This window comes from Actinomadura miaoliensis (genome assembly GCF_039536785.1).
Classification (GTDB): Bacteria; Actinomycetota; Actinomycetes; order Streptosporangiales; family Streptosporangiaceae; genus Spirillospora; species Spirillospora miaoliensis.
Map to the genome: position 1 here is coordinate 231,973 of NZ_BAAAZG010000001.1, position 26,037 is coordinate 258,009.

The window sequence follows — 26,037 nt, forward strand, 5'->3', positions numbered from 1 at the left end:
GACGCTCCCACAGTGGGAGAGTCCAGCCGCGCTATCCAGCACGACCCTCACCCGAGACGGCCGGGACATCACCGCCACCCGACACGTGCTCAAATCCAACGACGTCTCGTGGCGCATCCCAAGTGGCGCGTAACAGCAGGGCACGGCCCCTTCTGCCGTGTTCCGGCCGCACCCTCACCACGCGCCGCACAGCCGTTACCGAATCTCATCGACTTCTCCGGGCCGCGCTCCCCGCTTTCAACACGTGGACAGACGTGGCTGCTTCTGACTGACACACACGACCGTCACACCTTGGGACTGGATGGCCGCCGTGCGTGCGAGTGGATACCAAGGGCGCTGACCGCACAACCGCCGATCGTGGCGGCTCTGATCGCTGCCTCGTTCCGCTCAGAGAAGGCCGACCACGCCCAGCGCCACGCCATCCGCCGCACCGCCGCCCGCCGCCAGGCCGTCCGCAGCCGTGGCCGCCGCGCCGCCGCGGTTCTCGTCTCGGCGGCGCTCGCGGCCGCGGCCTGCGGCACCGCCGACGCACGGCGGCTCTGGGAGGACCGGTACGCCCGCTGCGAGATCATCGTCGACCGGGCCGTCCGGCGCGGCGAACTCCCGCCGCACAACGACGCCCGGCGACTGCTCATCGCCGCCACCGCGCCCCTGTACCACCAGCTGGTGCTTCTGCGCACGCCACCCGACCTGGACCTCCCCGACCAGGCGGCCAGGACCGCCGCCCTCGCCGCGTCCACCGGCGCCTTCGCCCAACCCCCGCCGGTCAGCGACACCTGACGGGGCTCAGGCCCATCGGGAGCAACCGGATAGTGGCGTTAGCGAGGCGTCCAACTACGCGTTGCCGCAACCGCAGCTCACCGCTCCGCCCCGAGTGCAGGCCGATGGGCCAGGGGTCAGGACGGCTCTTGGTAGGTGATGTCGTATTTGGCGGCGATCGGGTTGAGCTTGCGGACGTCGAGCTTGCCGCCGACGGTGATGTGCGGCCTGACCTCGATGAGGTTTTCGACGAAGCGCTCCCAGCCGCCCGGGGAGGAAATCTGGATCACGCGCGGGGGCAGGGTGGAACCGGGAAGCAGGGCGGGCGGAACGCCGTGGGGCAGCTGGACGAACTGTCCTGGCGTGGCCTGGTGGATGCCGATCGGCGAACTCGATGAGGAGCTCCCCGTCGAGCACATAGATGCTTTCGTCGGCCTTGTGGTGGATGTGGCGCGGGATCTGTTGGGCGACCACCATCTCCATCAGCGACAGTCGGTCCCTGGGTGTCGTCGGCGCGGGGCCTTGCACGCGAAGGCGGGCGGCACCCGCAGCCGCCCGGGCCGCGCCTGGCCCTTGCTCAGGATGTAGAAGCGGCTCTTGTCGCCGGACTCCTCGGCCTCGCCGTGCCGGCGGTAACGCGTGCCGTACGGGGTGCCGAGCTTGTTGATCGCTGTCCGGACGTGGGTGCCGTCGAGGGCCACCAGGCAGTGCCCGGCCTCGGTCATGTCCTCGACACAGCGTTCCCAGCCGCCCGGCCCCACAGCTGCAGCGCGTGCACAGGGCGCCCAGCCGCATGGCGTGGGTGACGCCGGAGGGCAGGAACGCGCACATGCCCTCGGTGAGCCGGTGCGTCGCGCCGTCGAATTCGACGCCCAGTTCACCGTCGAGCACGTAGACGATCTCGTCGAAGGTGTCGTGGACGATCTCGTCGAAGGTGTCGTGGACGATCTCGTCGAAGGTGTCGTGGACGTGCGGCGGAATGTCGATGTGGCCGCGGTTCTACATCAGGGTGAAGCGGCCCTCGGTGTCGGCGGCACCCGCCTTGAGCATGGTCCACGGCGGCAGCCGAACACGGGTAGGGCGAGAGGCGTCGGCCTCGAGCAGGACGAAGCGGTCTTCGGACATGGGATCCCTTCCAGAGTCTCGGGTCCAAGGGCTGGGGACGACCGGCCAAGCCGACAAGAGCTGAGGCACACGCCGGCGGCGTATCTCCCCGGCCCCCCCAGGGCACGCACCGGGGTTCGGCTCGTCCGACAGGTACCAGCCGTACACCCCGGGATGGCCGGCCAGGCGGCGCACGGCCCAGGCCACGCCGTGCATCTGCTCGCGACGCGGCAATGTGGTCGTGCAGGTGGGGCGTGCAGGTGATGGTGCGCCCAGGGGGTCGGTCACCAACGCTGGCTGCTTTGCAGAGCGTCATTCACACCGATGAAGTCACCGAGTGGGCGCGCTTGGGAGCAGCGGTGAGAGCGGTGGGGTCAGGCGGTCCAGCTGAGGACGGGCGTCATCGAGCGGGCGACGACCGAGGACGGGGTGATCCGCATGGCCGTGTCACGCGCGACGGCGAACGGCGTGGAAGCGCGGTGCACCATCTCCCCCAGACGCCGGGACCGGCGGGCAATCATCTGTGTGCGGGGCCGCCGGGCGCGGTCGTAGGCGCGCAGTGCCTCGGCGACCGGGGTGTCGCCGAGGCGGGCCGCCTCCAGGCTGCGGGCGAGCACCACGGCGTCCTCCAGCGCCTGACCGGCGCCCTGGCCGAGGTTGGGTGTCATGGCGTGGGCGGCGTCGCCCAGCAGCGCGACTCGGCCCGCCACATAGGTGTCCAGGTCGGGCAGCTCGTAGGTGTCGTGCTGGAGCACCGCGTCCGGGCTCCCCGTGTCCAGGAGGGCGGGGATGGGGTGGTGCCAGCCGGCGAACCTGCGCCGTAGGTCGGCCATCCCGATGGTGGTGCCTTGGGTGGCGTTGGCCATGGCGTAGCAGTAGACCCGTCCGTCGGCCATCGGTGCGTATCCGAATCGTTGGCCTTGGCCCCAGGTTTCCACGCTGCCTTCGACGGGACGCGCGGCGGCGATCATCCGCCAGGTGGTGTAGCCGACGTAGCGGGGCGGTGGCGCGTCCGGCCACAGTGAGCGTCGGGTGGCGCTGTGTACGCCGTCGGCACCGACCACCACGTCGGCGGTGCAGGTGCCGTCGGTGTGGGTGACGGTGCCGTCGGGCCGCACCTGGTGAACCTGAACGCCGGTCTCCAGCGACTCGGGCGGCAGCGCCTGGTGCAGGATGGCGAGCAGGTCGGCGCGGTGCAAGGTAAGCCACGGGCCGTGGCGGCGGGTGAGCCGGTCGATGTCGTTGCGGATCAGCCAGGTTCCGTCGGCCCGCCGGATGCCGACGGGCGCGTCGGCCAGGGCGTGCGCGCGGACCTGGTCGCCGAGCCCGAGCGCCTCCAGCGCGCGCAGGGCGTTGGGCTGGATCGACAGTCCGGCGCCGACCTCGGTGAACGCGGGGGCCTGTTCCAGGACGCGCACCTGCCAGCCGTGCCGGTGCAGGGCGATCGCCGCGGCGAGCCCGCCGATTCCTCCGCCGATGATGAGCGCGTGCATCTATGTCCTTCCACAGTGGGGCCTGGTGAGCGCGATCAGTGCAGGCCGCGTTTGCCGGGGGCCCAGAACGGTTTGACCTTGATCGAGCGCCGGTTCCAGCCGCGCTCGCGGACCAGGTGGTCGCGGATCATCTGGCAGGTGCGCGCCTCCCCGGCCACATAGGCGGCACCGTCGGTGCCGGGCAGTTCCAGGGCGGCCACCGCCGCCAGCAACGTCGCGGACGAGGCGGCCGGTGCGCCGTGACGGTGAACGCGCCGAAGCTCGTGCGGGCCGGGCATCGGCAAGTCGTGCTCGGGCGACTCGCTCTCCAGCACCCCGTACACGCGGGCCGAGGGCTCCAGCGCCCGCAGCATCGGCCCGAACGCGGCACCGGCGGTCTCCTCACCGACGAACAGATGGAACGGTGCCGGACGGGTGAACAGGTCGCCTTCCGGCCACCACAACGTCACGCGATCGCCCGCGGCGGCCGCGCGCGCCCACCGCAGGCCGATGCCGTCCCCGTCGTACAGATGCACCCGCAGCTCGATCGCCCGCTCCTGGGGCGTCAGTTCCCAGATGGTGTACGTGCGCAGTGTCTCGGACGGGCGCAGCAGCCCCGACACCGACAGCGGATCGTTGATCTGAACTCGCACGTGCTGTCCGGGAACGTAGGTGAAGCCGATCGGCTCGTCGGCCACCAAGCGGATCCGCCGCATCGTCGGAGTGACCGAACCGGTGTCGGTGACGGTGCCCTCCAGCCGGTACTTGGCGAACGCACCCGCCAGCGGATTGCGCGTCCTGGTCCCCATGTCAGATCTCCTTCCGCCCGCGGCGTTGGTGGGCGCGGCGGGACAGGCCCCACCGCACAGCCGTCGCCGACACGACCACGGCCCCGAGCACCGTCCCTGTCATGAAGCATCTACTTAGATCTTCTAGATCTTTTAGAGGCTCTAAGGAAGCATAGAGGCGCTAGGCTGTCAACGTCGTCGCGAAAGGATGGTCATGGCCGCACAACCCGTCCGCCGGCGCGAGAAGCTCCGTCAGGCCACGCTCGCCGAGATTCGTGAGGCGGCGCGCCGGTTGCTGACCACCCAGGGGCCCGCCGCCGTGACGATCAACGCCGTCGCCCGTCAGGTCGGCATGAGCGGCCCGGCCCTGTACCACTACTTCGCCTCGCACGAAGAACTCGTCGCGGCGGTCACCGCCGACTTCCTGCGCGAGCTGACCGCGACGATGGAGACCGCCCGGGACGCCCACGCCGCCGGCTCACCCGCCGAACGGCTGCTGGCCACCTGCCGCGCCATGCGCACGTGGGCCACCGCCCACCCCGCCGAATTCCGCTGGATCTTCGCCAGCCCGATCCCGGCAACCGCCTCCGCCCGCAACCGCCCCGACTCCCCCCGCAACCAGGCCGCACGCGACTTCGAACTGGTCTTCCTCCAGCAGATCGAGGAACTGTGGGCCACCGCCCCCTTCCCCGTCCCCGCACCCAAGGACCTGGCCCCCTCCGTACGGGAGCAGTTGGACGCCTACGCCACCGCCCTGGGCCGCGACCTGCCCATCGAGGCCCTCCACGTCGCCATGTCCTGCTGGATCCGGCTGTACGGGCTGCTGTGCATGGAGGTCCTCAACCAGCTCGACTTCGTCTACTCCGACATCGCCCCGATTTACGAGGAAACCCTCCGCGACATCACCGCTACCCTCGGGCTCGACTACCCCCCACCCGCACCGGCCTGACCAGCACCCATCACGACACGATGAACCGCCGCCCAGGCTGCTTGCGATACGGCACCCGCATTGGGCGTCACCTACATTGCTGCCCGGCCGCGTTCACCCAGGTCGCTGATCGCCGCGGCGGGGCGACTCGTTTCGCGCAGCTCAGCGGGGGGTTCGAGGAACGTTGAGGGATCTTTGGCTGATCGTCGGGCCTCCAGGAAGCCCCGGACGAGGGCGGGCCGGTGGATCCAGCCGAGGAGCCCTTTCACGAGTCAGGCGAGGCGATCACGCATGCGCACGCGCAAGGGCAGTTGGCGAACGTGGCGCGGATCGACGGGGCCGCCGAGGGCGGCTATGCGGTGCGCCAGCGCAATCGCCGATGCCCTCGGCGGCTCTCGGCTTGTACTCGACGGCGGCGGGCTTTCCCCTGGTCAGAGCGGTGACGGTGGACGGCGAGCAAGGGCTGATGGTGGTGGCCCGCGAGGTGCCTGGTCAGAGGCCGATCACGCTATGCAGTGCCGACCAGGTGCCCGATAACCCGCCAGTGGCTTCTGGGTGCATGGGCCGGGGCGGGCTCCGGTTCCGGTACGGGCGCGGTGTTCACCAGCTGATTCCGGCCGCCACCGGCAGGTGGTCGCTGCCGGTGGCCGGCAGCACCCACGCGCTCTTCGGCTCCACGCCTCTGACCAGGATCTGGTCGATCCGCACCACTGGAAACTTCGCCGGCCAGGTGAAGCCGAAGCCGTCCCCGGCCGCGTCCTGGGCCGAGCGCAGGCGCGAGGTGATGTCGGCGAACGCGCGGTCGTCCTTGGTGCCGTTCAGGTCGCCGAGCAGCACCACCCGCTCGTTCTGCTCGGCGGCGATGGCGCTGCCGAGCGCCTGCGCGCCTCTGTCCCGGTGGGCCGTCCAGAAGCCCGCCCTGGGATTCACCCGTGCGGACCCCAGGTGGGCCACATATACCGCCAGCGGCCCGTGGTCCGTGGTCACCGTGGTGCGCAGCGCCCGGTTGTAGTCCATTTTGACGTCGATCGGCTTGGTGTCCGCCAGCGGCCCGTAGTCCATCTTGATGTCGACCGGCTGGATGTCCGAGAGCGGCAGCTTGCTCCACAGCCCGACCGTGCCCTGCACCGTGTGGTACGGGTACGCCTTCGCCAGCTCCTTTTCGTACGTGCCCCTGGCCTGCTGGGTCAGCTCCTGCAGAGCCAGCACGTCCGCCCCGGAGGCGGCCAGGTCGCGGGCGGTGCCAACGGGGTCGGGGTTGGCGGCACCGACGTTGTGGCTGGCCACGGTGAGGTCGCTGCCCGGGTGTGACTTGTCGCCGAGCAGCCCGCCGAAGAGGTTCAGCCACACCATGACCGGCAGCAGCAGCGCGGCCACCGCGGAGGCGGAGCGGCGCCACAGCGCCCCGGCCAGCAGCACCGGAATGAACAGGCCGAACCACGGCAGGAAGGTCTCCACCAGGCTGCCGAGGTTCCCGATCCGGTTCGGGATCTTCGCGTGCAGCAGCATGAATAGGCCCAACAGCAGCGCCAGCGCCGCGAGGACCAGGCCGCGCTTCCAGGGCCCGGGCCGGGAGCCGGTGCGGATCGCCCGGCGGATGCCCGCGCGCAGGCCACCGGAGCCGGTATCCCGGCGGCCGGCGTCGCCCTGCCCGGTTTCCGCCGTGTCCACCTGAGCCATCGTCTGTCCTCGCTCACTTTCGGTCACTGCTGCATCCTCGGGTCCTGGGTGGGGTTGGCATACATGCGCGGGCAACCACGATCGATCGCATGGGTGCTCGGTTCGTAGTGCCAGGCCTCGTTCCTGTAGATCTGGCACAGCCCGTACTCGGCGCCGTGTTCGGTGAGCCACGCCGTGGCATTGGGGTGCCCGATGTCGACCGCGTCCCCCGACACGTGAGGAGACGTCGCCGCGGTGGCCACCCATCGGGCGGCCGCGGTCTTCAGACCCGTACTTGGGGAGCGCCTCGCGAAGAAGCCGATCTTGGTACTCCGGGGAACGCCACGTAGAACTCGAGTCCGTCGTCCGCGGCATCCGTTGCCCCCTGGCGGATGAGCTTGGATCGAGGTTGGCCACAGCCGGAATCGCGTCATCGAAGACCGTCACGCCGCCGGGGAAGCACCGTCAGCCTTACCGAGCCCACCACGGTGCTCACTGCGAGAAGCTTTCGAGGGTGGTGCCGTCCGAGGAGGACGAGGGTGACGCGGCCGAGGAGGACTGCAAGGCTGGTGCCGGCGAGGACGACGAGGACCGCGCCTGGTAGCCGAAAGCTGTGGTGACCGCTGCTATGACGACTATCGGGCCGACGACGAGGAGCCAGCGAATCCGGCGAGGTCGTCGTTCGTGCCGATGGTGACGTTCGGGCCATACCCGCAGTCAAGACAGCGCGGTGTTGCCAGCACGTATGCAGTTTTCGATATGCCGACGATACGCACCGGCTCCTAGCATCGGCAGCATGCGTGTGCTGATCGTCGAGGATGAGCCCTACATGGCCGAAGCCATCCGCGATGGTCTGCGGCTGGAGGCGATCGCGGCCGACATCGCAGGTGACGGCGACACCGCTCTGGAACTGCTCGGCATCAACACCTACGACATCGCCGTCCTGGACCGCGACGTCCCCGGCCCCTCCGGCGACGAGATCGCCCGACACATCGTCGCCTCCGGCAGCGGCATGCCGATCCTCATGCTCACCGCCGCCGACCGGATCGACGACAAGGCCTCAGGATTCGAACTCGGCGCCGACGACTACCTCACCAAACCATTCGACCTTCGCGAACTCGTCCTACGCCTGAGAGCGCTGGACCGCCGACGCGCACACGCCCGCCCCCCGATCCGCGAAATCGCAGGCCTGAAAGTGGACCCCTTCCGCCGAGAGGTCTTCCGCGACGGACGCTACATCGCCCTCACCCGCAAACAGTTCGCCGTCCTCGAAGTCCTCGCCGCCGCCGAAGGCGGCGTCGTCAGCGCCGAAGAACTCCTCGAACGAGCCTGGGACGCCAACACCGACCCCTTCACCAACGCCGTCCGCATCACCGTCTCCGCCCTACGCAAACGACTCGGCGAACCATGCCTCATCACCACAGTGCCCGGCGTCGGCTACCGCATCAACACCAGCACAGACACCACCCACCCCGGCAGCACTCATGAATAGACCCCCAGGACTCAGCACCCGACTGAAACTCACCCTCAGCTACGCCGGATTCCTCCTGCTCACCGGCGCTCTCCTACTCGCCGTGGTGTGGGTGTTCCTGCTGCGCCATGTACCCGACGAGGACCCCGGATCCATCCGGAGGAAGTTCGCCGGCGCGATCATTGTGAGTACCAACCGCACCGAGCTCCTGCGCGGCTTCGCCCCCGCCGCGGCCGCCGCGTTGGTCTTCCTCCTGCTGTTCGGTCTCCTGGGAGGATGGATCCTCGCCGGCCGGATGCTCGCCCCCCTCACCCGGATCGCAGACGCGGCACGGATGGCCGCCAACGGATCACTGTCCCATCGAATCCGGCTACCGGGCCGCAAAGACGAGGTCCGCGAACTCGCCGACGTGTTCGACGCCATGCTCGAACAACTCGAATCCCACGTCACCAGGCAGCAGAGATTCGCCGCGAACGCCTCCCACGAACTGCGCACCCCGCTGGCGATCTCGCAGACGCTCCTCGACGTCGCCCGCAACGACTCCACGGGGGGCCAGGGGGAACTCATCGAACGCCTCCGCACCGTCAACGCGCGGGCGATCGACCTCACCGAGGCCCTCCTGCTGCTCAGCCGCGCCGACCGCAAAAACTTCACCCGCGAACCCGTCGACCTGTCCCTCATCGCCGAACAAGCCACCGAAACGCTGCTTCCCCTCGCCGAAAAGCGCCAGGTCACGCTCGACGTCACCGGCGAGAAGACACAGACCCTCGGCTCTGCGGAGCTCATCCTGCGGATGGTGACCAACCTCGTCCAGAACGCCATCGTCCACAACCTGCCCTCCGGCGGCACGGTAACGGTCCACACCGAATCGCAGCACGACGCGAGCGTGCTGCGGGTCGACAACACCGGCCAACCGGTCCCCCCGGACCTGGTACCGACCCTCACCGAACCCTTCCAACGCGGAACCCAACGCACCCGCACCAACGAACACGCCGGCGTCGGCCTCGGACTGGCCATCGTCCACAGCATCGTCCAAGCACACAACGGAACCCTCACCCTCACACCCCGCCCCACCGGCGGCCTCCACGTCACCGTCCGACTCCCCAGGGGAGATGGAGACGCGGACCGGCGGCCGTTGGAGTCGGCACACCTGGTCCCCGGGGCGGCTTGAGCTGAGCGTTCCCGGCCGGCCCGCGCTTCGCCGGCATCGGGCGGACGGGCCGATGCGAAGTGTGCAGGTCCATATCCCGTGGAGCACCGTCGAACGGACCGCGGCACAACTAGGCGGGCATGCGGTGGACTACGAGAGAAGGGCACACGCGGTGGTATCCCAGCCGGCATCCTCCCCGAGCCGGGCCTGCAAGATCCGTTAATGGGGCGCGGGTAGGCCGGGCTGAGTGCCTGACCGTTCCAGCGCTAGCCGCCGGGAACTTCCACGTCGGCGTCGTCCAGCCCGCCCCCAGGAACGGCACCGACCGCCGCTCGGCCTCCCGCTCGGCCTCCCGCTCGGCCTGGGCCGCCGAGGTGACGCGGAGCCGGTGGCGGCGAACGCGTTGCCAGCAGGCCGCTCCGCAGTACCGGCGGAGCCTCCCGGCCACCGCGGGCTCAAGTTCCCGCTTACATCCGGGTGCTTGGCAGCGGCGCGGCAGGTGGTCGTGGCGAGGGCGATCTGATCGGCCAGCGCCGCCAGGCGGACCGCTCCGGGATCAGGGTGGGCCAACAGCGCGGGCTGGACCGCACGGCGGAGCCGGCCTCCGAGCGTCCTCGCCGTCGGCGCCGCCGCCAGCACCGAAGGACTGCGACCGCACCGGCTCCCCCATGCCTACACCACCCGCCTGCGCCAGAACGACGCCGCCCCGCCCAGATCCAACGGTAGAACAGCAGCCAGAAGCTCCTGGCTCGGACGTGGGGATGTGGTGATCAACCGTCTGCCAGGAGCTTCGCTGCGCCATGAGCCGAACAGGCAATCCGCGATCACTCAATCAGACCGCATCCGCCGGGGATAAAAAGGTTCACTTCACTGAAAACGAGAAACAACACACGCCAGTTGACCAGGCCCTCTCGGACCAGCGACGTGTCACGGCGTACCTTTTCCCGGGCGGTCACCTACCGTGGTCACCGGCAAGGACACCCGCGCAAGGCCGGATGTCGCGCATCAGCGAATCATGCCGCAACCTCAGGCACAGCCACCTCGACAGGACTACAGTGGGAAATCACTATGCCACGGAGCGTCAAGGGCATCTGGATCAACACCCAAGCCCCTTACGACTTCATCAATTTCGGGGATATCGACAACAGTCCTCACATGGACCCTCTCGACGTCCTCCTCACCGAAACAGTCACCCTCATCGATGAGCCGTTTGGGGATTTCCACTGTCGACACTCTGAATGTTCCGTTCCGCAGAGGAGACACCCAGACCCATGCATACCGATCCGAAGAACTCGACTCCAGACGAGCGGATACTATACCTTTTGTCATGACCAGGCGATTCTTGACTTGGATCCGCATCGATCGTTTCTCCCAGGAGACACATATCAGAGGTGATCTAATTTGGCGGTAGTCGATAGCCTGCGGCCGTGGGGTGGGTTGAACACTTGGCGCCGGATGAGTTGTCGGAGTTGTTCCAGCGGGTAGTGTCTCCTGCCCCGACCCGGCCGCAGGGCTTGGCAGGCATCGACACGGCGTAACGGTAACCGCCGAGGCCCGACCCGTGCGGGGCGCCACGACGGGCAATGACCGGTTTGATGCCCTTGGCCCGTGCCAGCCCTCGGGTACTGGTCACGGACATAGCCACGGACGCCCCCGCCGCCAGCCCCAGCAGCGGCTACTGGCCGAACGTGGCTATGACCTAGCAGGTCGGCTCCCCTGCCAGAAGTCACGCCGAGAATCGCCCGGCCCCGCGGGTCGTGCGCCCGTACTCGTCCGGCCCGTTCAGCGCGCCGTCTCCAGGTCGTGACCGTAGCTTTCGCAGTAGTCCGCGGCGGTGCCGAATACGCCGTCGCCGTACAGGCGTTCCCGGCCGTCCGGGTGCTGCTTGTTGCAGGGTCACTGGATGCCGTCAATGCCGGGCAGCTTGGCGTACGACATCGCGGAATGGTCGCAGGGCCGGTCTCGGGTCAGCTCGGCGAAGGCCTCGAACGCTTCCTCGGGGAGTGTGCCACTTGACCAGCGGGGCGCCGTCCTTGTCGCAGACGTCCATCCGCCCCGCGAGGCTGGACAGGCTCCCGTCATCGGCGAGCGTCGGCAAGGACCGCGTCACCGGGGCGACCTTCGGCCGGACCGGGGTCGGGAGCCGTTCGAGTGCATCCGTGGCGTCCTGGGCAGTGTGTACCGACATGAGCCGTGGCGTACCCGACTCGGCGCATGGTGGAAATCGCCTGGAAACAGAACCGACCAGGTCATCGGGCATGCCAGGCCCTACCACCGGCACCTCGCGGCAGGTCGTCCGCTGGGTGCCGTGTCCGGCGGGGACGCCGGATAGACCACGCCGCAGAGCCAGGTCTGGACGTATGGGCTGTGGCTGGTCGGTGCGTGAGGCTCGGTCGGCACGACCACGGCACTCGGCGCGCTGGCGGTCGCGGCCGGGAAGGGCCCCGCCACCGAACTGCCGGAGTTCGCCGGACGGGGCCTGCCCCGGTGGGACGACCTGTGATCGGCGGGTACGGCATTGTCGGGACACCGCTGCCGAAGAGGGCTGAGGCGCTGGCGGAAGCCGGGGTGTTCGGGGGGTGGTCACCGCGCTGGCGGCGGAGCTGACCGGTCTCAGTGAGAGGATCCGTCGGGTCGACGACGCCGTATTTGAGGGCGCTCAAACGCCGGTGGCGGAACGGATGGCGGCTGGCTGCGAGCCCCTGCGCGCGCTCGCGTTCCTCTCATGGACCTGGGTGGACTGCGCCGAGTGGGCCTTGGCCGGCCAGTACGACGCTTTGTTGGCGTGGCTGCGCGGACTGCGGAGCCCCGGTGTGCTGACCGTGGTGCGACGTCGCCGAGTTGGTGCGGATACTAACGCTCTGCACCGTGCCAGCGACGTCCTCGTCGGCGCGGCGGCCATCGGTTTCCTCAGGGTCGCCGGACGGTCTGGCGCGCCGGTGTGCCTCTCGTGCGGCGGGGATGGCGCTAAACGACTGGGCCGACCACTCCCCCACGCGACCAGCGACCCCAGAAACCCGCCGCTCCTTCGAGATCGCCGCCCGTGGCCTTGCGGGCGCTTCCATGACGCCGTGCACCAGGCGCTGCCGCTCCTGCCCGACGCGGGGACGGACGAGCGCGGCTGGCTCATCGACCTAGCGCACGACTTGGGCATCCAGGTCCGCGACGCCGGGTCCCCCCGGCTGGGAATCGCCGCGGTCGAACGTCCCGAGCGCTCCATTTCCTCCGGCCGGATCACTCCAGAGCAGGCCCTCCCCCTCGCCGACCGCCGAGCGTGTCGCCGGAGAGGATGGCGCTGAACAACTGGGCCGACCAGAGAAACGACGCGGTCCAATGTCCCAGCGCTCCAACTCCTCCGGCCGGATCGCTCCAGGGCAGGCCCTCACCCTGGCCGACCGCCGAGCGTGTCGCAGGAGAGTACGGCACTGAACAACTGGGCCGACCAGAGAAACGACGCGGTCGAACGTCCCGAGCGCTGCATTTTCCTCCGGCCGGATGGCTCCAGGGCAGGGCCTCGCCCTCACTGTGATCTTCCGCCGCCCCCGGCCGACCGTCGGAAAGCGTGGACCATGATCGGCCGGCGGGTGGTGGTGTGCTCAGGGGCGGTCGAGCAGGTCAGAAAGGGACGAGCAGCCCGGAGAAGGCGACATATGGGGACTGTGCTCCCTCCCCACATGTCGCCTTCTCGTTCAGGCGGTGACGCGGGCCAGCACTGTCCCGCCGACGATCAGGGTGAGCGCCGTCATCCGGCCCGCCGAAAGGGCGTCGCCGTGGAGAACGGCGCCCAAAGCGATCGCGCCGACCGCGCCGATGCCGGTGAAGACCGCGTAGGCGGTGCCAACGGGCAGTGTGTTCATGGCCTGGGAGAGCAGCCAGACGGCGACGGCCATCAGTGTCAGGCAAACCAGTGTGGGAACCGGCCGGGTGAAGTTGTGCGTCGGCTTGATGCTCTGCGACCACGCCACTTCCACCAGCCCGGCCAGTACAAGGATCAGCCAGTTCATCCGGCGGCCTCCTTCAGCGCGGCCGCCAGGGACTCCTCGTGCCGGTCGCGCAGGTGCGCCAGCGCCGGGTCGATGCGGGCATTGACCAGCTCGGCGTGGATGAACGTCACGTCCTCGACGCGGAAGTGGCCCTTGAAGAAGTCGCGCAGGTAGCGCTCCTGGTGGTCGTACGGTTCGCGCGGCGTACCCGGGCCGTACGCGCCGCCGCGCGCGCTGGCCACCACGAACGCGCGGCCCTCCAGCGACATCTTCGGGAACGTAATCTGGTCGATCCACGCCTTGAGCGACGAGGGGATCGAGTAGTTGTACATCGGCGTGCCGATCAGGACGACGTCGGCGGCCACCACCTCGGCGAGCAGCGGCTCGACGATGCTCCACGCCTCGCGCTGGGCGGGGGTGCGGACCGCCTCCGGGTAGCGGGAGATGTCGGTGATCTGGTGTTCCAGGATGTGGTCGCACAGCTCGGTCCACGCCTCGCCGATGTGCGGGACGGGCTGGGCGGCCAGGTCACGGTAGACGTACCCGGCCTGTGGGTGGGCCGCTCGCCAGGCCTCGGCGTACACGCTCGACAACCGCCGCGAGAACGACGTCCGGCGCGCGCTGGCGTCCAGATGCAGCAACATGGTCTCTGCCTCCACTAAACGGACACTGTGTCCACATAGATTAAGTGGACACAGCGTCCGGATACAATCCCAGGCATGGAGAGAGCCGACGCCGCGCGCAACCGCGCCAGGATCCTGGAGGCGGCCGCCCTTCTCTTCGCCGAGAAGCCGCCGCAGGACGTGACGATGGACGACATCGCCAAGAAGGCCGGCGTGGGCCGGGGCACGCTCTACCGCCGCTACCCGGACCGGGCCTCGATCGCCGTCGCGCTGCTCGACGAGCACGAGCGGGACCTTCAGGAGCGCATGCTGCGCGGCGAGCCGCCGCTGGGCCCCGGCGCGCCGCCCGCCGAGCGGCTGGCCGCCTTCTACGCCGCCATGGTGCGCCTGCTGGAGGACCACCGGCACCTGGTGCTCGGCGCGGAAGTGGGCCGCTCCCGCTTCGAGACCGGCGCCTACGGGTTCTGGCGCGCCCACGTCCGCGCGCTGCTCGCCGCCGCCGCCACACCCGATCCGGACGCTCTCATCGACGTCCTGCTGGCGCCCCTGGCCCCGGAGGTGTACGGCTACCAGCGCGAAACCCTGGGCCTGACCCCCGAGCAGATCACCACAGCACTGACCAGGCTCACCAGGACACTCGGCCCTGCCGCGGGACCTCCGCCTCGATCACCATGAGAGCAGGCGGTGTACGCCATGCCCGCGACGAGCGCGCGGCGTCGGCGGATCGAGGCGGGAGCTGATCTCGCGGCCTGCCCGACGCCGAGCCGGTCACTCTCACGCCGCCTGTCGCTGAGCTCAGCCCCAGGTCAGGAACCGGTAGTGCAGTCCGGTCGACGACTCCTGCCATGGCCCCACGGAGTCCGGCGAGCGCCCCACGGCCGGCGCGTAGGTGTCGCCTTCGAAGAACTCCCGGATCTCGGTCACCACGATCCGGTCCGCCAACGGCAGCGCCGCCCGATACACGGCTGCGCCGCCGATCACCCACACGTCCCCGGACGCCGCGGCGAGCGCCTGCTGCAGGCCGGGGAACGTCTCCACGCCCTCCTGCGGTGTGCGGGACAGCACAAGATTGCGCCTGCCCGGCAGCGGCCGGTACCGCGGCGGCAGCGACTGCCATGTGCGGCGGCCCATGAGCACCGTCGCGCCCGCGGTCAGGGCGCGGAAGTGCTTCAGGTCCTCCGGCAGGTGCCATGGCAGCGTGCCGTCGCGGCCGATGACGCCGTTGGCCGACTGCGCCCAGACGAGCCCGATCACACCGCCACCGGTGCCTTGATGGCGGGGTGCGGGTCGTAGCCGTGAAGCGCGAAATGCTCGTAGGTGTAGTCGAACAGGCTGTCCGCCGGTTTCAGGCTCAGCGTGGGGAACGGCCGCGCCTCACGTGCGAGCTGCGTACGGACCTGGTCCTCGTGGTTGTCGTAGATGTGACAGTCGCCGCCGGTCCAGACGAAGTCCCCGACGTCGAGGCCCACCTGCTGGGCGATCATGTGCGTCAGCAGCGCGTAGCTCGCGATGTTGAACGGCACGCCGAGGAACAGGTCCGCGCTGCGCTGGTAGAGCTGGCAGGAGAGCCTGCCGTCGGCGACGTAGAACTGGAAGAACGCGTGGCACGGCGGCAGCGCCATCCGCGGGATGTCGGCGACGTTCCACGCGGACACGATGATCCGCCGAGAGTCGGGGTCCTCGCGCAGCGTGCGCAGCACCTCGCTGATCTGGTCGACGTGTCCGCCGTCCGGGGTCGGCCACGACCGCCACTGCACGCCGTAGATCGGGCCGAGATCACCGTCCGGCGCCGCCCACTCGTCCCAGATCGTGACGCCGTTCTCCCGCAGCCATGCGACGTTCGCGTCCCCGCGCAGGAACCACAGCAGCTCATAGGCGATCGAGCGGAAGTGCACCTTCTTCGTCGTGATCAGCGGGAAGCCGTCGGACAGCCGGTAGCGCAGCTGATGACCGAAGATCGACCGTGTGCCCGTGCCGGTCCGGTCCTTCTTGCGGACGCCGGTGTCGAGCACATGGCGGAGCAGGTCTTCGTACTGTGTATCCGGCATGCTCGCAAGCCTAGCCACCTCCACAGGGCGCGGCACCTGATCAGGGGCCGAACAGAATCCGCAGGTCGAGACGCCCTCAGTCCTCACAGGACCGTCGAGGTATGGGCCGGGCTCAGACATGCCGAGTCCTCGCAGGTGTCGGCCGCCTTGCGGGACAGCCGTGCGGCAGTGGACGCGTCGGTGGGTGGCAGTCCTCACCGCTGGGCCGGTTGTAGTCGGCCGTCACCCCGGCTGGGGCCTTCGCGGGCGAGTCGTCAGGTGTTGCCGAGGCCCGCGGTGATGCCTCCGTCGACGACGAATTCGGCGCCGGTGGAGAAGCTGGACTCCTCGCCGGCCAGATACACGACCAAAGACGTGACCTCCTCGGGCAGGGCCAGGCGAGTCAGTGTGCTCTGGGTGCGGTCCACCTCGCTCGCTCCGCTCTCGGCCGCCATACCGGCGATCATCGGGGTCAGCACCGCGCCGGGGTGGACCGAGTTCACGCGCACACCGTCGGCGGCCAGTTCCAGGGCGGCGGACTTGGTGAGGCCGCGCAGCCCGTACTTGGAGGCGGTGTAGCCGTGCATGCCCGCCACGCCCCGCATGCCGGCGGCCGAGGAGATGTTGATGACCGAGGAGGGACGGGCCGTCACCAGCGCGTCGCGGGCGGCCGACAGGCCCAGGAAGGCACCGGTGAGGTTGATGTCCAGGATCCGCCGCCACTGCTGTTCGGTGTAGGTGCCCAGCGGGCCGCCGTCCAGGATGCCGGCGTTGTTCACCAGCACGTTGAGGCGGCCGAACCGCTCCATCGTCTCGGCGACGGCCGCCTCCCAGTCCCGCGACCGGGTGACGTCCAGATGGACGTAGGCCGCCGCGTCGCCCAGTTCCTCCGCGAGCCTGCGGCCCGCCTCGTCGGCGATGTCCCCCAGCACGACCTGCGCGCCGTGCTCGACGAACGCGCGGGCATGTGAGGCGCCCATGCCCGATGCCGCTCCGCTGATGAGCGCCACACGCCCTGCCAACCGTCCGTTCATGCCGTCCTTCCTCCTTGCGCGTCGTGAGCGCGGCCCTTGCCGCCTGTCGCAGCGAGTGGGTAACTGTCGGTGACTGCTGTCAGGCGAGGACGCAGTGGGTGCGGGTGAAGATCGTCGGCATGCACTTGTTGCAGTGGATGCACAGTGACCGGGTGGCGGGCTCTTTCTGAATACGGTCGATCAGGTCGGGTTCGCGCAGCAGGGCGCGGGCCAAGGCGACGAACTGGAACCCCTCGGCCATCGCCCGGTCCATCGTCGCGCGTTCGGTGATCCCGCCCAGCAGCACGAGCGGCATCGTCAGGGCGGCCCGGAACTGGCGGGCGCTGTCCAGCAGGAACGCCTCCCGGTAGGGGTAACTGCGGATGAACTTCCCACCGACCAGCTGGATGCCCAGCCGCTGCGGCTGCGGGAAGGTCGCGGCGAACTCACGCACCGGCGCCTCTCCCCGGAACAGGTACATCGGGTTCAGCAGGGAACTGCCCGCGGTCAGCTCCAGGGCGTCCAGGCCGCCGTCCTGTTCCAGCCACTGGGCGACCTGGAGGCTTTCGTCCAGCCAGAGGCCGCCGGGCACGCCGTCGTCCATGTTGAGCTTGGCCAGGATGGCGATGCGGTCCCCGACCGCCTCGCGGACGGCGCGTGCGACACCGCGGGCGACCTTGGCGCGGTTGGCCAGCGACCCGCCGTACCCGTCCCGGCGCTTGTTGATCTTCGGGCTGAGGAACGCGCTGGTGAAGTAGTTGTGCCCCATGTGGATCTCGACCGCGTCGAAGCCCGCCTCGACGGCCAGCAGCGCGGCGTCGGCGTGCGCCTTGGTGATCCGCTCGATGTCGGCGGCGGTGGCCGCGCGGGTCCGGCGCAGGCTCAGCGGGCTGATCGACCCGGAAGGCGCCAGGGCGGGCAGGCCGTTGGACGCCGCGTTGGCGACCGGCCCGGCATGCCCGATCTGCGCCGAGACGGCCGCCCCTTCGGCGTGCACCGCGTCGGCGAGGCGGCGCAGGCCGGGCAGCGCCTCGCGCCGCATCCAGATCTGGTCGCGCTCGGTCCGTCCCTCCGGGGCCACCGCGCAGTAGGCCACGGTCGTCATGCCGACCCCGCCCGCGGCGTGCCGCCGATGGAACTCGATCAGGTCGTCGGTGACCAGCGCGCCCTTGGTCATGCCCTCGAACGTCGCGGCCTTGATGGTGCGGTTGCGCAGGGTGAGCGGACCGAGCCGGGCCGGTTCGAACACGTCGGGGATGGCGTCTTCCTTGTCGATGGGGTCCATGGGCGGGTCTCCTCGGGACGGCCTGGCTGTACGCGAACTGCGCGACACACAGCAGTCAATCATTGATTGACGACTATTTGGAAGGGAGCTTCCGCGAGGATCGCGCCTCACGCGCACCAGTCCTTTATGCAGCCGGTGACAGCCCGCCACTGCTGCCGTTGCACGGCTCGGGGTCCGCTGTCACTGATGGCGCGGCTTCCGGACGAACTGGCGACGTTCGCCGAGCACTTCCGCCCCCGCCGACTCTGGTGCCCTTCTCCTGCGCCTTCCCGCCCGGCATCACCTCCGCGGTCATCGGCATGGCGAAGGGCACCCTCCCCCACCACCTCGCCTACCAGCGCGACCGCGCGCAGATCACCGGCACGAAGGTCAAGGACGATCCGGGCTCGTCGTCGCCGTACCGGGTAGTTGACGTTGAACGGCGCGACGCGGGTCTTGTGCGCGCCCAACAGTCCCTCCAGGTACTGGGGCCCGTTGTGCAGGTAGAGCACCAGGTGGTCGTGCGGCGACTCCCACGGGTGTGCGGCCTTCCCCCGGACGCCGACGCCGTGGTCACGTGCTGTACGCGATCAGCGAGGCCGCCGACGAGATCGCCGCCTCCCGCACGGCGATGCCGAACTTCGTCTGCCGGACGTACGGCCGCAGCGGTGCTTGAGATCGGCTTCGCCGAGCGCCCCGCCGGCCGTCGCCCCCAGGTCCGCGCGGCCCGGCGGGGCGGACCGGCGGCAGGCCCCACATGGAAACGAACACAGACCAGGCCACGCCGCCCTATGTCACACCCTCGACTCCGATCCCCGCGTCGGCTTCGCCGAGCCCCGGCCGACCGTCACACCCACGTCCGCACGGCCCGGCCAGGCGGCCCCGCGACAGGCTGCACACGGAAACGGACACGAACCAGGCCGCACCGCTCGATATCACGCCCTCGGCTCCGATCTCCGCGTCGGCTTCGCCAAGCGCGCCACCTTCCGTCGCACCCAGGCCCGCGCGGACCGGCGGCAGGCTGCGCAGGGAAGCGGACACAGACCAGGCCGCACCGCTCGATATCACGCCCTCGGCTCCAATGTCCGCCTCGGCTTCGCCAAGCGCCCCACCCTCCGTCACACCCAGGTCCACGCGGCCCGGCCGGGCGGACCGGCGGCAGGCTGCACATGGAAGCGGACACAGACCAGGCCGCACCGCTCAATGTCACGCCCTCAGCTCCGATCTCCGCCTCGGCTTCGCCAAGCGCCCCACCCTCCGTCACACCCAGGCCCGCGCGGCCCGGCGGGGCGGACCGGCGGCAGACTGCACATGGAAACGGACACGAACCAGGCCGCACCGCCCGACATCACGCCCTCGACTCCGATCTCCACGTCGGCTTCCAAGCACCCCGCCCTCCGTCACACCCACCTCCGCACGGCCCGGCCGGGCGGACCGGCGGCAGGCTGCACATGGAAGCGGACACGGACCTGGCCGCGCCGCCCGATGTCACGCCCTCGGCTCCGATGTCCGCGTCGGCTTCTCGCCTGGGGGCGGCAGGGACAGTGCGGGCGCGGGCGCGAAATGCCGGTTGTGTCGCTGACCTGTCGCCTGATTGGATGCCAGCGCCCTGTGGCCGCCCCGACGACGGAGTTCCGGGCGGCGCCCGCCGCACAACAGCACATCGGACTTGCTGAGGGAGTTTCATGTCGCAGACCCTTCCGGCCGACGGGCACGAGCGTGACGCTTCACCCGCGGGTGTGCTGCCCGCGCCGCGAACGCCGTCTCCGCGTGACGCGCCGGGGCTGAGGTGGGGGGTGATCGCTCCTGGAGGGATCGCGGCGTCCTTCACTCAGGCGCTGCACACGCACACTCAGCAGCGTGTGGTGGCGGTGGGGTCGCGTGACGCACGGCGGGCCCGGGTGTTCGCCGACCGGTTCGGGATAGCGGCGTCGTATGGCAGCTACGCCGAGCTTCTGGACGACAGCCGTGTGGACATCGTGTACGTGGCGTCGCCGCATTCGGCGCACTTCGCTCATGCCATGCAGGCGATCCAGGCCGGTCGGCATGTGTTGGTGGAGAAGGCGTTCACTCGTAACGCCCGCGAGGCGGAGCTGCTGATCGAGGCCGCCCGCCAGCGGGGTGTGTTCCTTATGGAGGCGATGTGGACGCGGTTTCTGCCACATATCGACGTGGTCCGGCAGGTGCTCGCGTCCGGGATGCTCGGGGAGGTGCAGACGGTCGTCGCCGATCACGGCCAGTTCATGGTTCCGGACGCGGCGCACCGCCTGTACGCCCCGGAGCTGGCGGGCGGGGCTCTTCTGGACCTAGGGGTCTACCCGGTGTCGTTCGCGTCGATGGTGCTGGGCCCGTTCACGTCGATCACCGCCGTCGGGACCAAGGCGTTCACCGGGGTCGACGGGCAGGCGTCGATCGTGGTGACCAATGAGGCCGGGGCCCACGGTGTGTTGACCACCACGCTGTTCGCCCGTACTCCGACGACGGCGTCGGTGTCGGGAACGCTGGCGCGCCTGGAGATCGAGGGTGAGTTCTACGCGCCGGCGACGGTTCGGCTGGTCAGCCGTGAGCGCGAGTTGCTGGACACCTTCGTTCCGGCCCAGCGTGACGGCGGGCTGTGTTACGAGGCGGCCGAGGCGGCGCGGTGCGTCGCCGCCGGGCGCCTGGAGTCGGAACTGATGCCGCTCGCCGAGACGTTGCGGATCATGCGCGCCCTCGACGAGATCCGCAGCGGCCTGGGCGTCGCCTTCCCCGGTGAATGACCCGCTCCATCGTCAGGCCGCCGCACGGCCGGCAGGAGCGAATCATCAATGGCCACGCGGCATCGTCCACCGCGGCACATCGACGCGGCGAGGGCCGACGCCGGACGCCCGGCGCGTGTATCCGACCGCACTCGTCCCCCCGAACCCGCCAACGTTTTCGGAGGAGCCCCTCATGACGGCAAGCGATCTCAAGGACCTCAAGATCCTTTTCATTGGCGGCACCGGTGTGATCAGTTCGGCGTGCTCCCGGCGGGCCGTCGAGCTCGGCGCCGACTTGTACCTGCTCAATCGGAACGTGTCGTCGGTGCGGCCCGTCCCCGACCAGGCCACGGTCATCACCGCCGACGTGCGCGACACCGAGCAGGTGCGTGCGGCGCTGAAGGGCCGCGAGTTCGACGTGGTGGTCAACTTCCTGAATTTCACCCCCGAGCACGTTGCCAGTGACATCGATGTGTTCACCGGACGGACACGCCAGTACGTCTTCATCAGCTCGGCGGCCACCTACCAGCGGCCGCCCAGCCGCCTGCCCGTGGTGGAGTCGGCCCAACTGCACAACCCCAACTCCGCCTACGCCCGCAACAAGATCGCCTGTGAGGAACTGCTCGGCCGCGCGCATCACCAGGAGCGGTTCCCCGTCACCATCGTGCGACCGTCGCACACCTATGACCGGACCGCCGTGCCCTTCGACGGGGGCTGGACGGTGGTGGACCGCATGCGCCGGGGGAAGGAGGTGCTGGTACACGGCGACGGAACCTCGCTGTGGACCCTCACCCACCACACCGACTTCGCCCGCGGCTTCACCGGGCTTCTCGCCCACCCGGCGGCCATCGGCCAGGCGTTCCACATCACCAGCGACGAGGTACTGAGCTGGGACCAGATCTACCTGTCCGTCGCCGAGGCCGCCGGTGTGGAGGAGCCACGGCTGGTCCACGTTCCCTCCGACGCCATCGCCGCCGCCGACCCGCGATGGGGCGAGGAACTGCTCGGCGACAAGGCGCATTCGATGACGTTCGACAACAGCAAGATCCGCGGGATCGTCCCCGGATTCGCCGCGTCGGTACCGTTCGCCCAGGGAGCACGGGAGATCATCGCCTGGCACGACGCAGACCCCCGCCGCCGCGTCATCGACACCCGCCTCAACGCACTCATGGACCGCCTCATCGACGCTCACCGACCGGTGCCGCTGTGAGCTGAACCATCTAGCCACCGTCCACACCCGCCGCCGGCCTGGACGGTGATCAGGTCGTCGGCGCGGGTGAAGCGGGGGGCCAGGCGGGGCAGGATGTCGCGGCGGACGTGGTCGGCCTCGCCGGGCACCCAGGCCAGGACGAGGGCTTGGCGGGCGTCGGTGGCGCGCAGGGTGGCGGGGTTGCCGCGGCTCCAGTAGGACCAGGTGTCGCCGACGCCGGGCCAGGCGGCCAGTTCGCGGGTCAGCTCGCGGCCGGCGGCGGCGACGCGGGGGTCGTCGACGGTGCCCTGGCGGGCGGTGACCAGCAGCGCGACGTTGGGGCTGCCGGCGCCGAAGCGGTCGGCGAGTTGGGCGCGGGCGGTCATCGACGCCGAGCCGGGTGCCTCGAAGCGGTGTGCTGGTCGTCGGCGAGCGTCTCTACCGGACGGCTCGGCGCATCGGGCGGCGAGCCGCGTGACGGACAGGCCCGGGACGGTGCGGGCAAGGCGTTGAACGGCATGACGAGCGGGCGCTGCCGGCCAGGACGCCGAACCCGCGCCGACGGGTTCCCCGCCACCGACGACATGTGCGCCCGGCTCTCGCCGATCGCCTACGAGCACATCAACTCCTTGGCGGGGACGACTGCCCGTGCGCGTCCAGGCGCTACGCCTTCACCCGCGCCGAGACGAGCGCCGACCTGCGGCCCTTCCACGACGCCACCCAAGAAGCGCACCAATGGTGGCGACGCAAGCCCGCCCGGCCCGTAGACACCGACCCCGAACTCGCCCGCATCCAGCAAGAGCTGGTCTGGAAGTTCGGCTAGGACATCCCCTACGCCAACGGCCGGCTGCTGACCGCCAACCCCGGCCCGGGCGCTGGGGGTCGAGTCGGTCGCTTGCCCGGCGATCCGCAAGGTACGGGCCGAGTGCCTCACGGCGTGGGCCCGGCTGATGGACGCGCTGGTGGCCGAGCGCCGCCCCGACCGGCCGGTATCGCCGATGGCCGGTACCGCCGCGATCGGGGCGGTTGTGCATCTGCCGGCCACCGCCATCGAGGAGGGCCGGGACTTGTCCTCGATGAGCGGCGTCCTGGCCGGCACCGCCTACCGTCTGCTGTCGGACTGACGGCAGGGCTGGTCGGCGGCTAGCTCAGATGCCGGGTGAAGAATTGGGCCGCGGCGTCCCCGGCGAACTGCGGGACGCCGGTGTGCCCGCCCATATTGGCGTGCAGCGTCTTCTCCTTGGAGCCGAAGGCGTCGAACAGTTCCAGGGCGGCCTGCCGGTCGTTCCCTTCGTCGTCCCACTGCAGCAGGACGTGCAGCGGAATGGTGACCTGGCGGGCCTCCTCGAACATGGTGCGAGGCACGAAACTCCCGGCGAACAGAACGGCGGCCGATATGCGCGGCTCGACCACCGCAAGCCGGATCCCGATGGCGATCACTCCCCCCGAGTACCCCACTGGGCCGCCGATCTCGGGCAGCGAAAGGAGGGCGTCCAGGGCGGCCTGCCATTCCGGGACCGCCTTTTCCACCAGCGGGAGCACGAGCCGGTCCACGATCTCCTCGTCGACCGGCTCTCCGGCCTCCAGCGCACGGCGCAGGTCGGCGCGGGCCTGCTCGGCGGCTGCCGAGCGAGGCCGGTCACCGCTCCCCGGGAGCTCGATGGTGGCCGTGGCGAAGCCGTCCGCCGCGGAGTGCCGGGCCCGGGCCACCAGCCGGGGGTACATCTTGTGCAGTCCGCCGGGGTGGCCGAGCAGGATCAGCGGGGCCGGTGTGGATGCGGATCCGGGCGTCCACAGGATGCCGGGGATCTCGCCGAGGGTGAATTCGCGTTCGAGGACGCCGTCGTCGAGGCGCTGCTCGGAGGTGAAGCGCATGGTCGTGCCTTTCGGGAGTGCTCTTGAACGGCGCTCCCGGACGACCTATCGCCCGACCGTGACCCCGGAGGGGAGCACCCATGTCGATACTGCGTTCACGGGTACCACCTCCTCGTTCTCTTGCACGGCCTCCGGAAAAGTAGCAGTGGTCGCCGTGGTCCGCCAACGGGTTTTACGGGAGCTCCGTGGCCGGATGCAACGGAGCCACTCAAGGCCAAGGCCGTGTAGTTAAGGGCTTCGGGCCTGTGTGGTCACGGTGTGTGGTGTAGGCCGGGACGTAGAAGCGGAGCCCTGTTAGGGACGGTTGCGCCCGGGCCTGGTACAACTGCAACGATGCCGCCGAGACGGGTCGCGCCGCTCTTGTTGCCGAGCCCCTTGAGCTCAGCACCCCGTTACGACCTACGGCGTCGACGGCACCAGTCGGGGGTCTGGTCCACCCTGACAGTCTGGACCCTCGTGCCCAGTTGTTGGCCGGGGATGCCTGGCGGGCGGCCAAGGGCTCGGCGCCGACCGTCCTGTGGCTGCCCGACGACCCGGGCACGCTGCTGCCCGAGCACGCGATGGTGCTGCACATGGCGCTGCGGGACGAGGCCGGCCCGGTCGGCGGCAAGTCGGGCCTGAGCGCGATGACGAGGCCCCCTGCACGTGGCCAGGCTGGTGGCGCTGCCGGACCCGACGTCGCTCACCGACCTGCGCAAGCGGGTGGCGGGCATGCTGCCGCGCTTGGACCTGCTCGGGCCGCTACTGGAGGTGGTGGGCCGCGTCGAGGGGTTCGAGCAGGCGTTACCTCGGTGGCCGGCGGCGCCAGCAAGCCCGCGACTTCATCACGACGGCTGCGCGTCAGTCCCCGCATCGTCAAACGCGCCATCTCCAAGTACCAGGCTCGCGGTCCTCACATCGACCGGACCATGCCACCACGGCCTTGGACATCCTGGTGTCCCATCACCTTGACACCACCGCCAACTACACGGCATTGCCGCCTGCCCTTGTGCTGCCGGGGTCGGTCGGGGACGGTGATCGCTTTTATCTAGGATCGGGGGTCGACCGCTGAACTGTGGGGAGGCAGGTGGCCGAGGGTGGAGTTGCCGGGCACGTTGGCGGAGGCCGACTGGGAAGTGCATCGCCCGGCGGTCTTCGGGGCGGCCTACCGGATCCTTGGCAGCGTGGCCGAGGCAGAGGACGTGACGCAGGAGGTCTGGTTGCGCGCCATGGCCGCGGACCTGGCGCAGGTGCGGGATCTGCGGGCCTGGCTGGTGACCGTGGCCGCCCGCACGTCGTACAACGTCCTGCAGTCGGCGCGGGTGCGGCGCGAGTCCTATGTCGGGCCCTGGCTGCCCGAACCGCTGTTGACCGGCCCTGACGCCGCCGCCCCGGTGCTCCTGGACGAGTCCGTGAGCACCGCGATGCTGGTGGTCATGGAGCGGCTCACCCCCGCCGAACGTGTGGCGCTGGTGTTGCATGACGTCTTCGACTTCCCGTTCGCGCACATCGCCGAGGTGCTGTCCGTCACGCCCGCTGCCTGCCGCAAGCTCGCCTCCCGCGCACGGGCGCGGGTCGCCGCGGTGCGGGAGCGTCCGCAGGCGAGCCGGGCCGAGACCGAACGCGTGCTCAAGGCGTTCAAGGCGGCCGCCGACGCCGGTGACATGGCCCGGCTCGTCGAACTGCTGAACCCCGAGGGGGTCTATGTCGCCGACGGCGGCGGCAGGGCGACCGCCGCGCGCCGACCGGTCCGGGGCGCCGAACCGATCGCCCTGCTGGCGATCAGGCAGATCGAGATCAGACGCCCGGACGCGTTCGCAATCATCGAGGTGAACGGCCAACCGGCCCTGGCGACCTACTGCGGCGGCAAGCTGATCTGGCTCGACACCGTGGAGATCACCGACGGGCGGATCAGCGAGCTGCGGAGACTGGTCAATCCCGAGAAGCTCGCCCGCATCGGTCACATCTGAACCCGCCGTCTTGTCTCCCTGTCGCCTCCACCGATTCCCGGAGGG

25 protein-coding genes and 2 pseudogenes are annotated in these 26,037 nt (G+C 69.9%); 10 read left to right on the plus strand and 17 right to left on the minus strand.

Going from position 1 to position 26,037, the window contains the following annotated elements; translation table 11 throughout:
- Positions 1 to 357 precede the first annotated feature (357 nt).
- Positions 358 to 780, plus strand: coding sequence for a TetR-like C-terminal domain-containing protein (locus tag ABD811_RS01105; protein ID WP_344939435.1), 423 nt, complete (start codon positions 358 to 360; stop codon positions 778 to 780).
- 116 nt (positions 781 to 896) lie between these two features.
- Here ABD811_RS01105 and ABD811_RS01110 read toward each other — a convergent pair whose 3' ends face one another.
- The 6 genes and pseudogenes from ABD811_RS01110 to ABD811_RS01130 all read right to left on the minus strand — a co-directional run bounded on the left by ABD811_RS01110 (position 897) and on the right by ABD811_RS01130 (position 4,144).
- Entirely contained in the window at positions 897 to 1,049 is a 153-nt protein-coding gene (locus ABD811_RS01110; protein WP_344939437.1) for a hypothetical protein, read from the minus strand.
- Positions 1,050 to 1,241: 192 nt separating this feature from the next.
- Positions 1,242 to 1,484 carry a hypothetical protein gene (locus ABD811_RS01115; RefSeq protein ID WP_344939439.1) on the minus strand — a complete coding sequence of 81 codons (243 nt, stop codon included), beginning with the start codon at positions 1,482 to 1,484 and terminating at the stop codon, positions 1,242 to 1,244.
- A 76-nt stretch (positions 1,485 to 1,560) separates the two neighbouring features.
- A pseudogene (locus ABD811_RS43820) lies at positions 1,561 to 1,746 on the minus strand (cupin domain-containing protein); the annotation flags it as partial.
- A 12-nt stretch (positions 1,747 to 1,758) separates the two neighbouring features.
- Positions 1,759 to 1,884, minus strand: coding sequence for a hypothetical protein (locus ABD811_RS01120; protein WP_344939441.1), 126 nt, complete (start codon positions 1,882 to 1,884; stop codon positions 1,759 to 1,761).
- A gap of 353 nt (positions 1,885 to 2,237) precedes the next feature.
- Positions 2,238 to 3,356: an FAD-dependent monooxygenase gene (locus ABD811_RS01125; protein WP_344939443.1), complete on the minus strand. Its 1,119-nt coding sequence runs from the start codon at positions 3,354 to 3,356 to the stop codon at positions 2,238 to 2,240.
- Between the two features lie 35 nt (positions 3,357 to 3,391).
- Positions 3,392 to 4,144, minus strand: a complete 753-nt coding sequence (locus ABD811_RS01130) for a siderophore-interacting protein (RefSeq protein WP_344939444.1) — start codon at positions 4,142 to 4,144, stop codon at positions 3,392 to 3,394.
- 193 nt (positions 4,145 to 4,337) lie between these two features.
- On the opposite strand from ABD811_RS01130, the gene ABD811_RS01135 reads away from it, so the two are divergent.
- Positions 4,338 to 5,072, plus strand: coding sequence for a TetR/AcrR family transcriptional regulator (locus ABD811_RS01135; RefSeq protein ID WP_344939446.1), 735 nt, complete (start codon positions 4,338 to 4,340; stop codon positions 5,070 to 5,072).
- A 579-nt stretch (positions 5,073 to 5,651) separates the two neighbouring features.
- On the opposite strand, the gene ABD811_RS01140 is transcribed toward ABD811_RS01135, so the two are convergent.
- Positions 5,652 to 6,731: an endonuclease/exonuclease/phosphatase family protein gene (locus tag ABD811_RS01140; protein ID WP_344939447.1), complete on the minus strand. Its 1,080-nt coding sequence runs from the start codon at positions 6,729 to 6,731 to the stop codon at positions 5,652 to 5,654.
- A gap of 23 nt (positions 6,732 to 6,754) precedes the next feature.
- Positions 6,755 to 6,946 (minus strand): M15 family metallopeptidase domain-containing protein, encoded by a 192-nt coding sequence (locus ABD811_RS01145; protein WP_344939449.1) that lies wholly within the window; start codon positions 6,944 to 6,946, stop codon positions 6,755 to 6,757.
- 560 nt (positions 6,947 to 7,506) lie between these two features.
- Between ABD811_RS01145 and ABD811_RS01150 the strand changes: the two genes are divergently transcribed.
- Together ABD811_RS01150 and ABD811_RS01155 are read left to right on the plus strand one after the other, a co-directional pair.
- Positions 7,507 to 8,202, plus strand: coding sequence for a response regulator transcription factor (locus tag ABD811_RS01150; protein ID WP_344939451.1), 696 nt, complete (start codon positions 7,507 to 7,509; stop codon positions 8,200 to 8,202).
- Positions 8,195 to 9,352, plus strand: coding sequence for a sensor histidine kinase (locus ABD811_RS01155; RefSeq protein WP_344939453.1), 1,158 nt, complete (start codon positions 8,195 to 8,197; stop codon positions 9,350 to 9,352). Before ABD811_RS01150 ends, ABD811_RS01155 begins: the two co-directional genes overlap by 8 nt.
- A gap of 1,507 nt (positions 9,353 to 10,859) precedes the next feature.
- On the opposite strand, the pseudogene ABD811_RS43825 reads toward ABD811_RS01155, so the two are convergent.
- Positions 10,860 to 10,977, minus strand: a pseudogene (locus tag ABD811_RS43825) (IS5/IS1182 family transposase); the annotation flags it as partial.
- Between the two features lie 933 nt (positions 10,978 to 11,910).
- Here ABD811_RS43825 and ABD811_RS01160 point away from each other — a divergent pair.
- A complete protein-coding gene (locus ABD811_RS01160) occupies positions 11,911 to 12,630 on the plus strand; it encodes a hypothetical protein (protein ID WP_344939455.1) in 720 nt (239 codons plus the stop codon).
- A 390-nt stretch (positions 12,631 to 13,020) separates the two neighbouring features.
- Here the strand turns inward: ABD811_RS01160 and ABD811_RS01165 are convergent, their stop codons facing one another.
- Together ABD811_RS01165 and ABD811_RS01170 are read right to left on the minus strand one after the other, a co-directional pair.
- Positions 13,021 to 13,335 carry a DMT family transporter gene (locus ABD811_RS01165; RefSeq protein WP_344939457.1) on the minus strand — a complete coding sequence of 105 codons (315 nt, stop codon included), beginning with the start codon at positions 13,333 to 13,335 and terminating at the stop codon, positions 13,021 to 13,023.
- A complete protein-coding gene (locus ABD811_RS01170; protein WP_344939458.1) occupies positions 13,332 to 13,958 on the minus strand; it encodes an FMN-dependent NADH-azoreductase in 627 nt (208 codons plus the stop codon). Before ABD811_RS01170 ends, ABD811_RS01165 begins: the two co-directional genes overlap by 4 nt.
- Positions 13,959 to 14,033: 75 nt before the next feature.
- On the opposite strand from ABD811_RS01170, the gene ABD811_RS01175 reads away from it, so the two are divergent.
- Positions 14,034 to 14,612 carry a TetR/AcrR family transcriptional regulator gene (locus ABD811_RS01175; protein ID WP_344939460.1) on the plus strand — a complete coding sequence of 193 codons (579 nt, stop codon included), beginning with the start codon at positions 14,034 to 14,036 and terminating at the stop codon, positions 14,610 to 14,612.
- Between the two features lie 120 nt (positions 14,613 to 14,732).
- On the opposite strand, the gene ABD811_RS01180 is transcribed toward ABD811_RS01175, so the two are convergent.
- The 4 genes from ABD811_RS01180 to ABD811_RS01195 all read right to left on the minus strand — a co-directional run bounded on the left by ABD811_RS01180 (position 14,733) and on the right by ABD811_RS01195 (position 18,262).
- Positions 14,733 to 15,191 (minus strand): dihydrofolate reductase, encoded by a 459-nt coding sequence (locus ABD811_RS01180; RefSeq protein ID WP_344939462.1) that lies wholly within the window; start codon positions 15,189 to 15,191, stop codon positions 14,733 to 14,735.
- On the minus strand, positions 15,188 to 15,985 hold the full coding sequence (locus ABD811_RS01185; RefSeq protein WP_344939463.1) for a thymidylate synthase: 798 nt from the start codon (positions 15,983 to 15,985) through the stop codon (positions 15,188 to 15,190). Before ABD811_RS01185 ends, ABD811_RS01180 begins: the two co-directional genes overlap by 4 nt.
- A gap of 254 nt (positions 15,986 to 16,239) precedes the next feature.
- The gene (locus ABD811_RS01190) at positions 16,240 to 16,998 is read right to left on the minus strand and encodes an SDR family oxidoreductase (protein ID WP_344939465.1); all 759 of its coding nucleotides are present in this window, start codon (positions 16,996 to 16,998) and stop codon (positions 16,240 to 16,242) included.
- A 79-nt stretch (positions 16,999 to 17,077) separates the two neighbouring features.
- Positions 17,078 to 18,262, minus strand: a complete 1,185-nt coding sequence (locus ABD811_RS01195; protein WP_344939466.1) for an NADH:flavin oxidoreductase — start codon at positions 18,260 to 18,262, stop codon at positions 17,078 to 17,080.
- A gap of 1,664 nt (positions 18,263 to 19,926) precedes the next feature.
- Between ABD811_RS01195 and ABD811_RS01200 the strand changes: the two genes are divergently transcribed.
- Both ABD811_RS01200 and ABD811_RS01205 read left to right on the plus strand, forming a co-directional pair.
- A complete protein-coding gene (locus ABD811_RS01200) occupies positions 19,927 to 21,000 on the plus strand; it encodes a Gfo/Idh/MocA family protein (RefSeq protein WP_344939468.1) in 1,074 nt (357 codons plus the stop codon).
- Between the two features lie 172 nt (positions 21,001 to 21,172).
- Positions 21,173 to 22,189, plus strand: a complete 1,017-nt coding sequence (locus ABD811_RS01205) for an NAD-dependent epimerase/dehydratase family protein (RefSeq protein WP_344939470.1) — start codon at positions 21,173 to 21,175, stop codon at positions 22,187 to 22,189.
- On the opposite strand, the gene ABD811_RS01210 is transcribed toward ABD811_RS01205, so the two are convergent.
- A complete protein-coding gene (locus ABD811_RS01210) occupies positions 22,168 to 22,554 on the minus strand; it encodes a hypothetical protein (protein WP_344939472.1) in 387 nt (128 codons plus the stop codon). The genes ABD811_RS01205 and ABD811_RS01210 overlap by 22 nt on opposite strands.
- A gap of 564 nt (positions 22,555 to 23,118) precedes the next feature.
- Here ABD811_RS01210 and ABD811_RS01215 point away from each other — a divergent pair.
- The gene (locus ABD811_RS01215) at positions 23,119 to 23,292 is read left to right on the plus strand and encodes a hypothetical protein (RefSeq protein ID WP_344939474.1); all 174 of its coding nucleotides are present in this window, start codon (positions 23,119 to 23,121) and stop codon (positions 23,290 to 23,292) included.
- A 19-nt stretch (positions 23,293 to 23,311) separates the two neighbouring features.
- On the opposite strand, the gene ABD811_RS01220 is transcribed toward ABD811_RS01215, so the two are convergent.
- Positions 23,312 to 24,043: a dienelactone hydrolase family protein gene (locus ABD811_RS01220; RefSeq protein WP_344939475.1), complete on the minus strand. Its 732-nt coding sequence runs from the start codon at positions 24,041 to 24,043 to the stop codon at positions 23,312 to 23,314.
- A 1,076-nt stretch (positions 24,044 to 25,119) separates the two neighbouring features.
- Here ABD811_RS01220 and sigJ point away from each other — a divergent pair.
- Positions 25,120 to 25,992, plus strand: coding sequence for an RNA polymerase sigma factor SigJ (gene sigJ, locus ABD811_RS01225; RefSeq protein ID WP_344939477.1), 873 nt, complete (start codon positions 25,120 to 25,122; stop codon positions 25,990 to 25,992).
- The last annotated feature ends 45 nt before the right edge of the window (positions 25,993 to 26,037 follow it).

What these genes read in the sequence shown, in the direction of transcription:
- ABD811_RS01115 (WP_344939439.1), bottom strand. Translation starts at nt 1,484, where the DNA reads ATGACCGAGGCCGGGCACTGCCTGGTGGCCCTCGACGGCACCCACGTC.
- ABD811_RS01120 (WP_344939441.1), bottom strand. Translation starts at nt 1,884, where the DNA reads ATGTCCGAAGACCGCTTCGTCCTGCTCGAGGCCGACGCCTCTCGCCCT.
- ABD811_RS01125 (WP_344939443.1), bottom strand. Translation starts at nt 3,356, where the DNA reads ATGCACGCGCTCATCATCGGCGGAGGAATCGGCGGGCTCGCCGCGGCG.
- ABD811_RS01130 (WP_344939444.1), bottom strand. Translation starts at nt 4,144, where the DNA reads ATGGGGACCAGGACGCGCAATCCGCTGGCGGGTGCGTTCGCCAAGTAC.
- ABD811_RS01135 (WP_344939446.1), top strand. Translation starts at nt 4,338, where the DNA reads ATGGCCGCACAACCCGTCCGCCGGCGCGAGAAGCTCCGTCAGGCCACG.
- ABD811_RS01140 (WP_344939447.1), bottom strand. Translation starts at nt 6,731, where the DNA reads ATGGCTCAGGTGGACACGGCGGAAACCGGGCAGGGCGACGCCGGCCGC.
- ABD811_RS01150 (WP_344939451.1), top strand. Translation starts at nt 7,507, where the DNA reads ATGCGTGTGCTGATCGTCGAGGATGAGCCCTACATGGCCGAAGCCATC.
- ABD811_RS01155 (WP_344939453.1), top strand. Translation starts at nt 8,195, where the DNA reads ATGAATAGACCCCCAGGACTCAGCACCCGACTGAAACTCACCCTCAGC.
- ABD811_RS01165 (WP_344939457.1), bottom strand. Translation starts at nt 13,335, where the DNA reads ATGAACTGGCTGATCCTTGTACTGGCCGGGCTGGTGGAAGTGGCGTGG.
- ABD811_RS01170 (WP_344939458.1), bottom strand. Translation starts at nt 13,958, where the DNA reads ATGTTGCTGCATCTGGACGCCAGCGCGCGCCGGACGTCGTTCTCGCGG.
- ABD811_RS01175 (WP_344939460.1), top strand. Translation starts at nt 14,034, where the DNA reads ATGGAGAGAGCCGACGCCGCGCGCAACCGCGCCAGGATCCTGGAGGCG.
- ABD811_RS01185 (WP_344939463.1), bottom strand. Translation starts at nt 15,985, where the DNA reads ATGCCGGATACACAGTACGAAGACCTGCTCCGCCATGTGCTCGACACC.
- ABD811_RS01190 (WP_344939465.1), bottom strand. Translation starts at nt 16,998, where the DNA reads ATGAACGGACGGTTGGCAGGGCGTGTGGCGCTCATCAGCGGAGCGGCA.
- ABD811_RS01195 (WP_344939466.1), bottom strand. Translation starts at nt 18,262, where the DNA reads ATGGACCCCATCGACAAGGAAGACGCCATCCCCGACGTGTTCGAACCG.
- ABD811_RS01200 (WP_344939468.1), top strand. Translation starts at nt 19,927, where the DNA reads ATGTCGCAGACCCTTCCGGCCGACGGGCACGAGCGTGACGCTTCACCC.
- ABD811_RS01205 (WP_344939470.1), top strand. Translation starts at nt 21,173, where the DNA reads ATGACGGCAAGCGATCTCAAGGACCTCAAGATCCTTTTCATTGGCGGC.
- ABD811_RS01210 (WP_344939472.1), bottom strand. Translation starts at nt 22,554, where the DNA reads ATGACCGCCCGCGCCCAACTCGCCGACCGCTTCGGCGCCGGCAGCCCC.
- ABD811_RS01215 (WP_344939474.1), top strand. Translation starts at nt 23,119, where the DNA reads ATGGACGCGCTGGTGGCCGAGCGCCGCCCCGACCGGCCGGTATCGCCG.
- ABD811_RS01220 (WP_344939475.1), bottom strand. Translation starts at nt 24,043, where the DNA reads ATGCGCTTCACCTCCGAGCAGCGCCTCGACGACGGCGTCCTCGAACGC.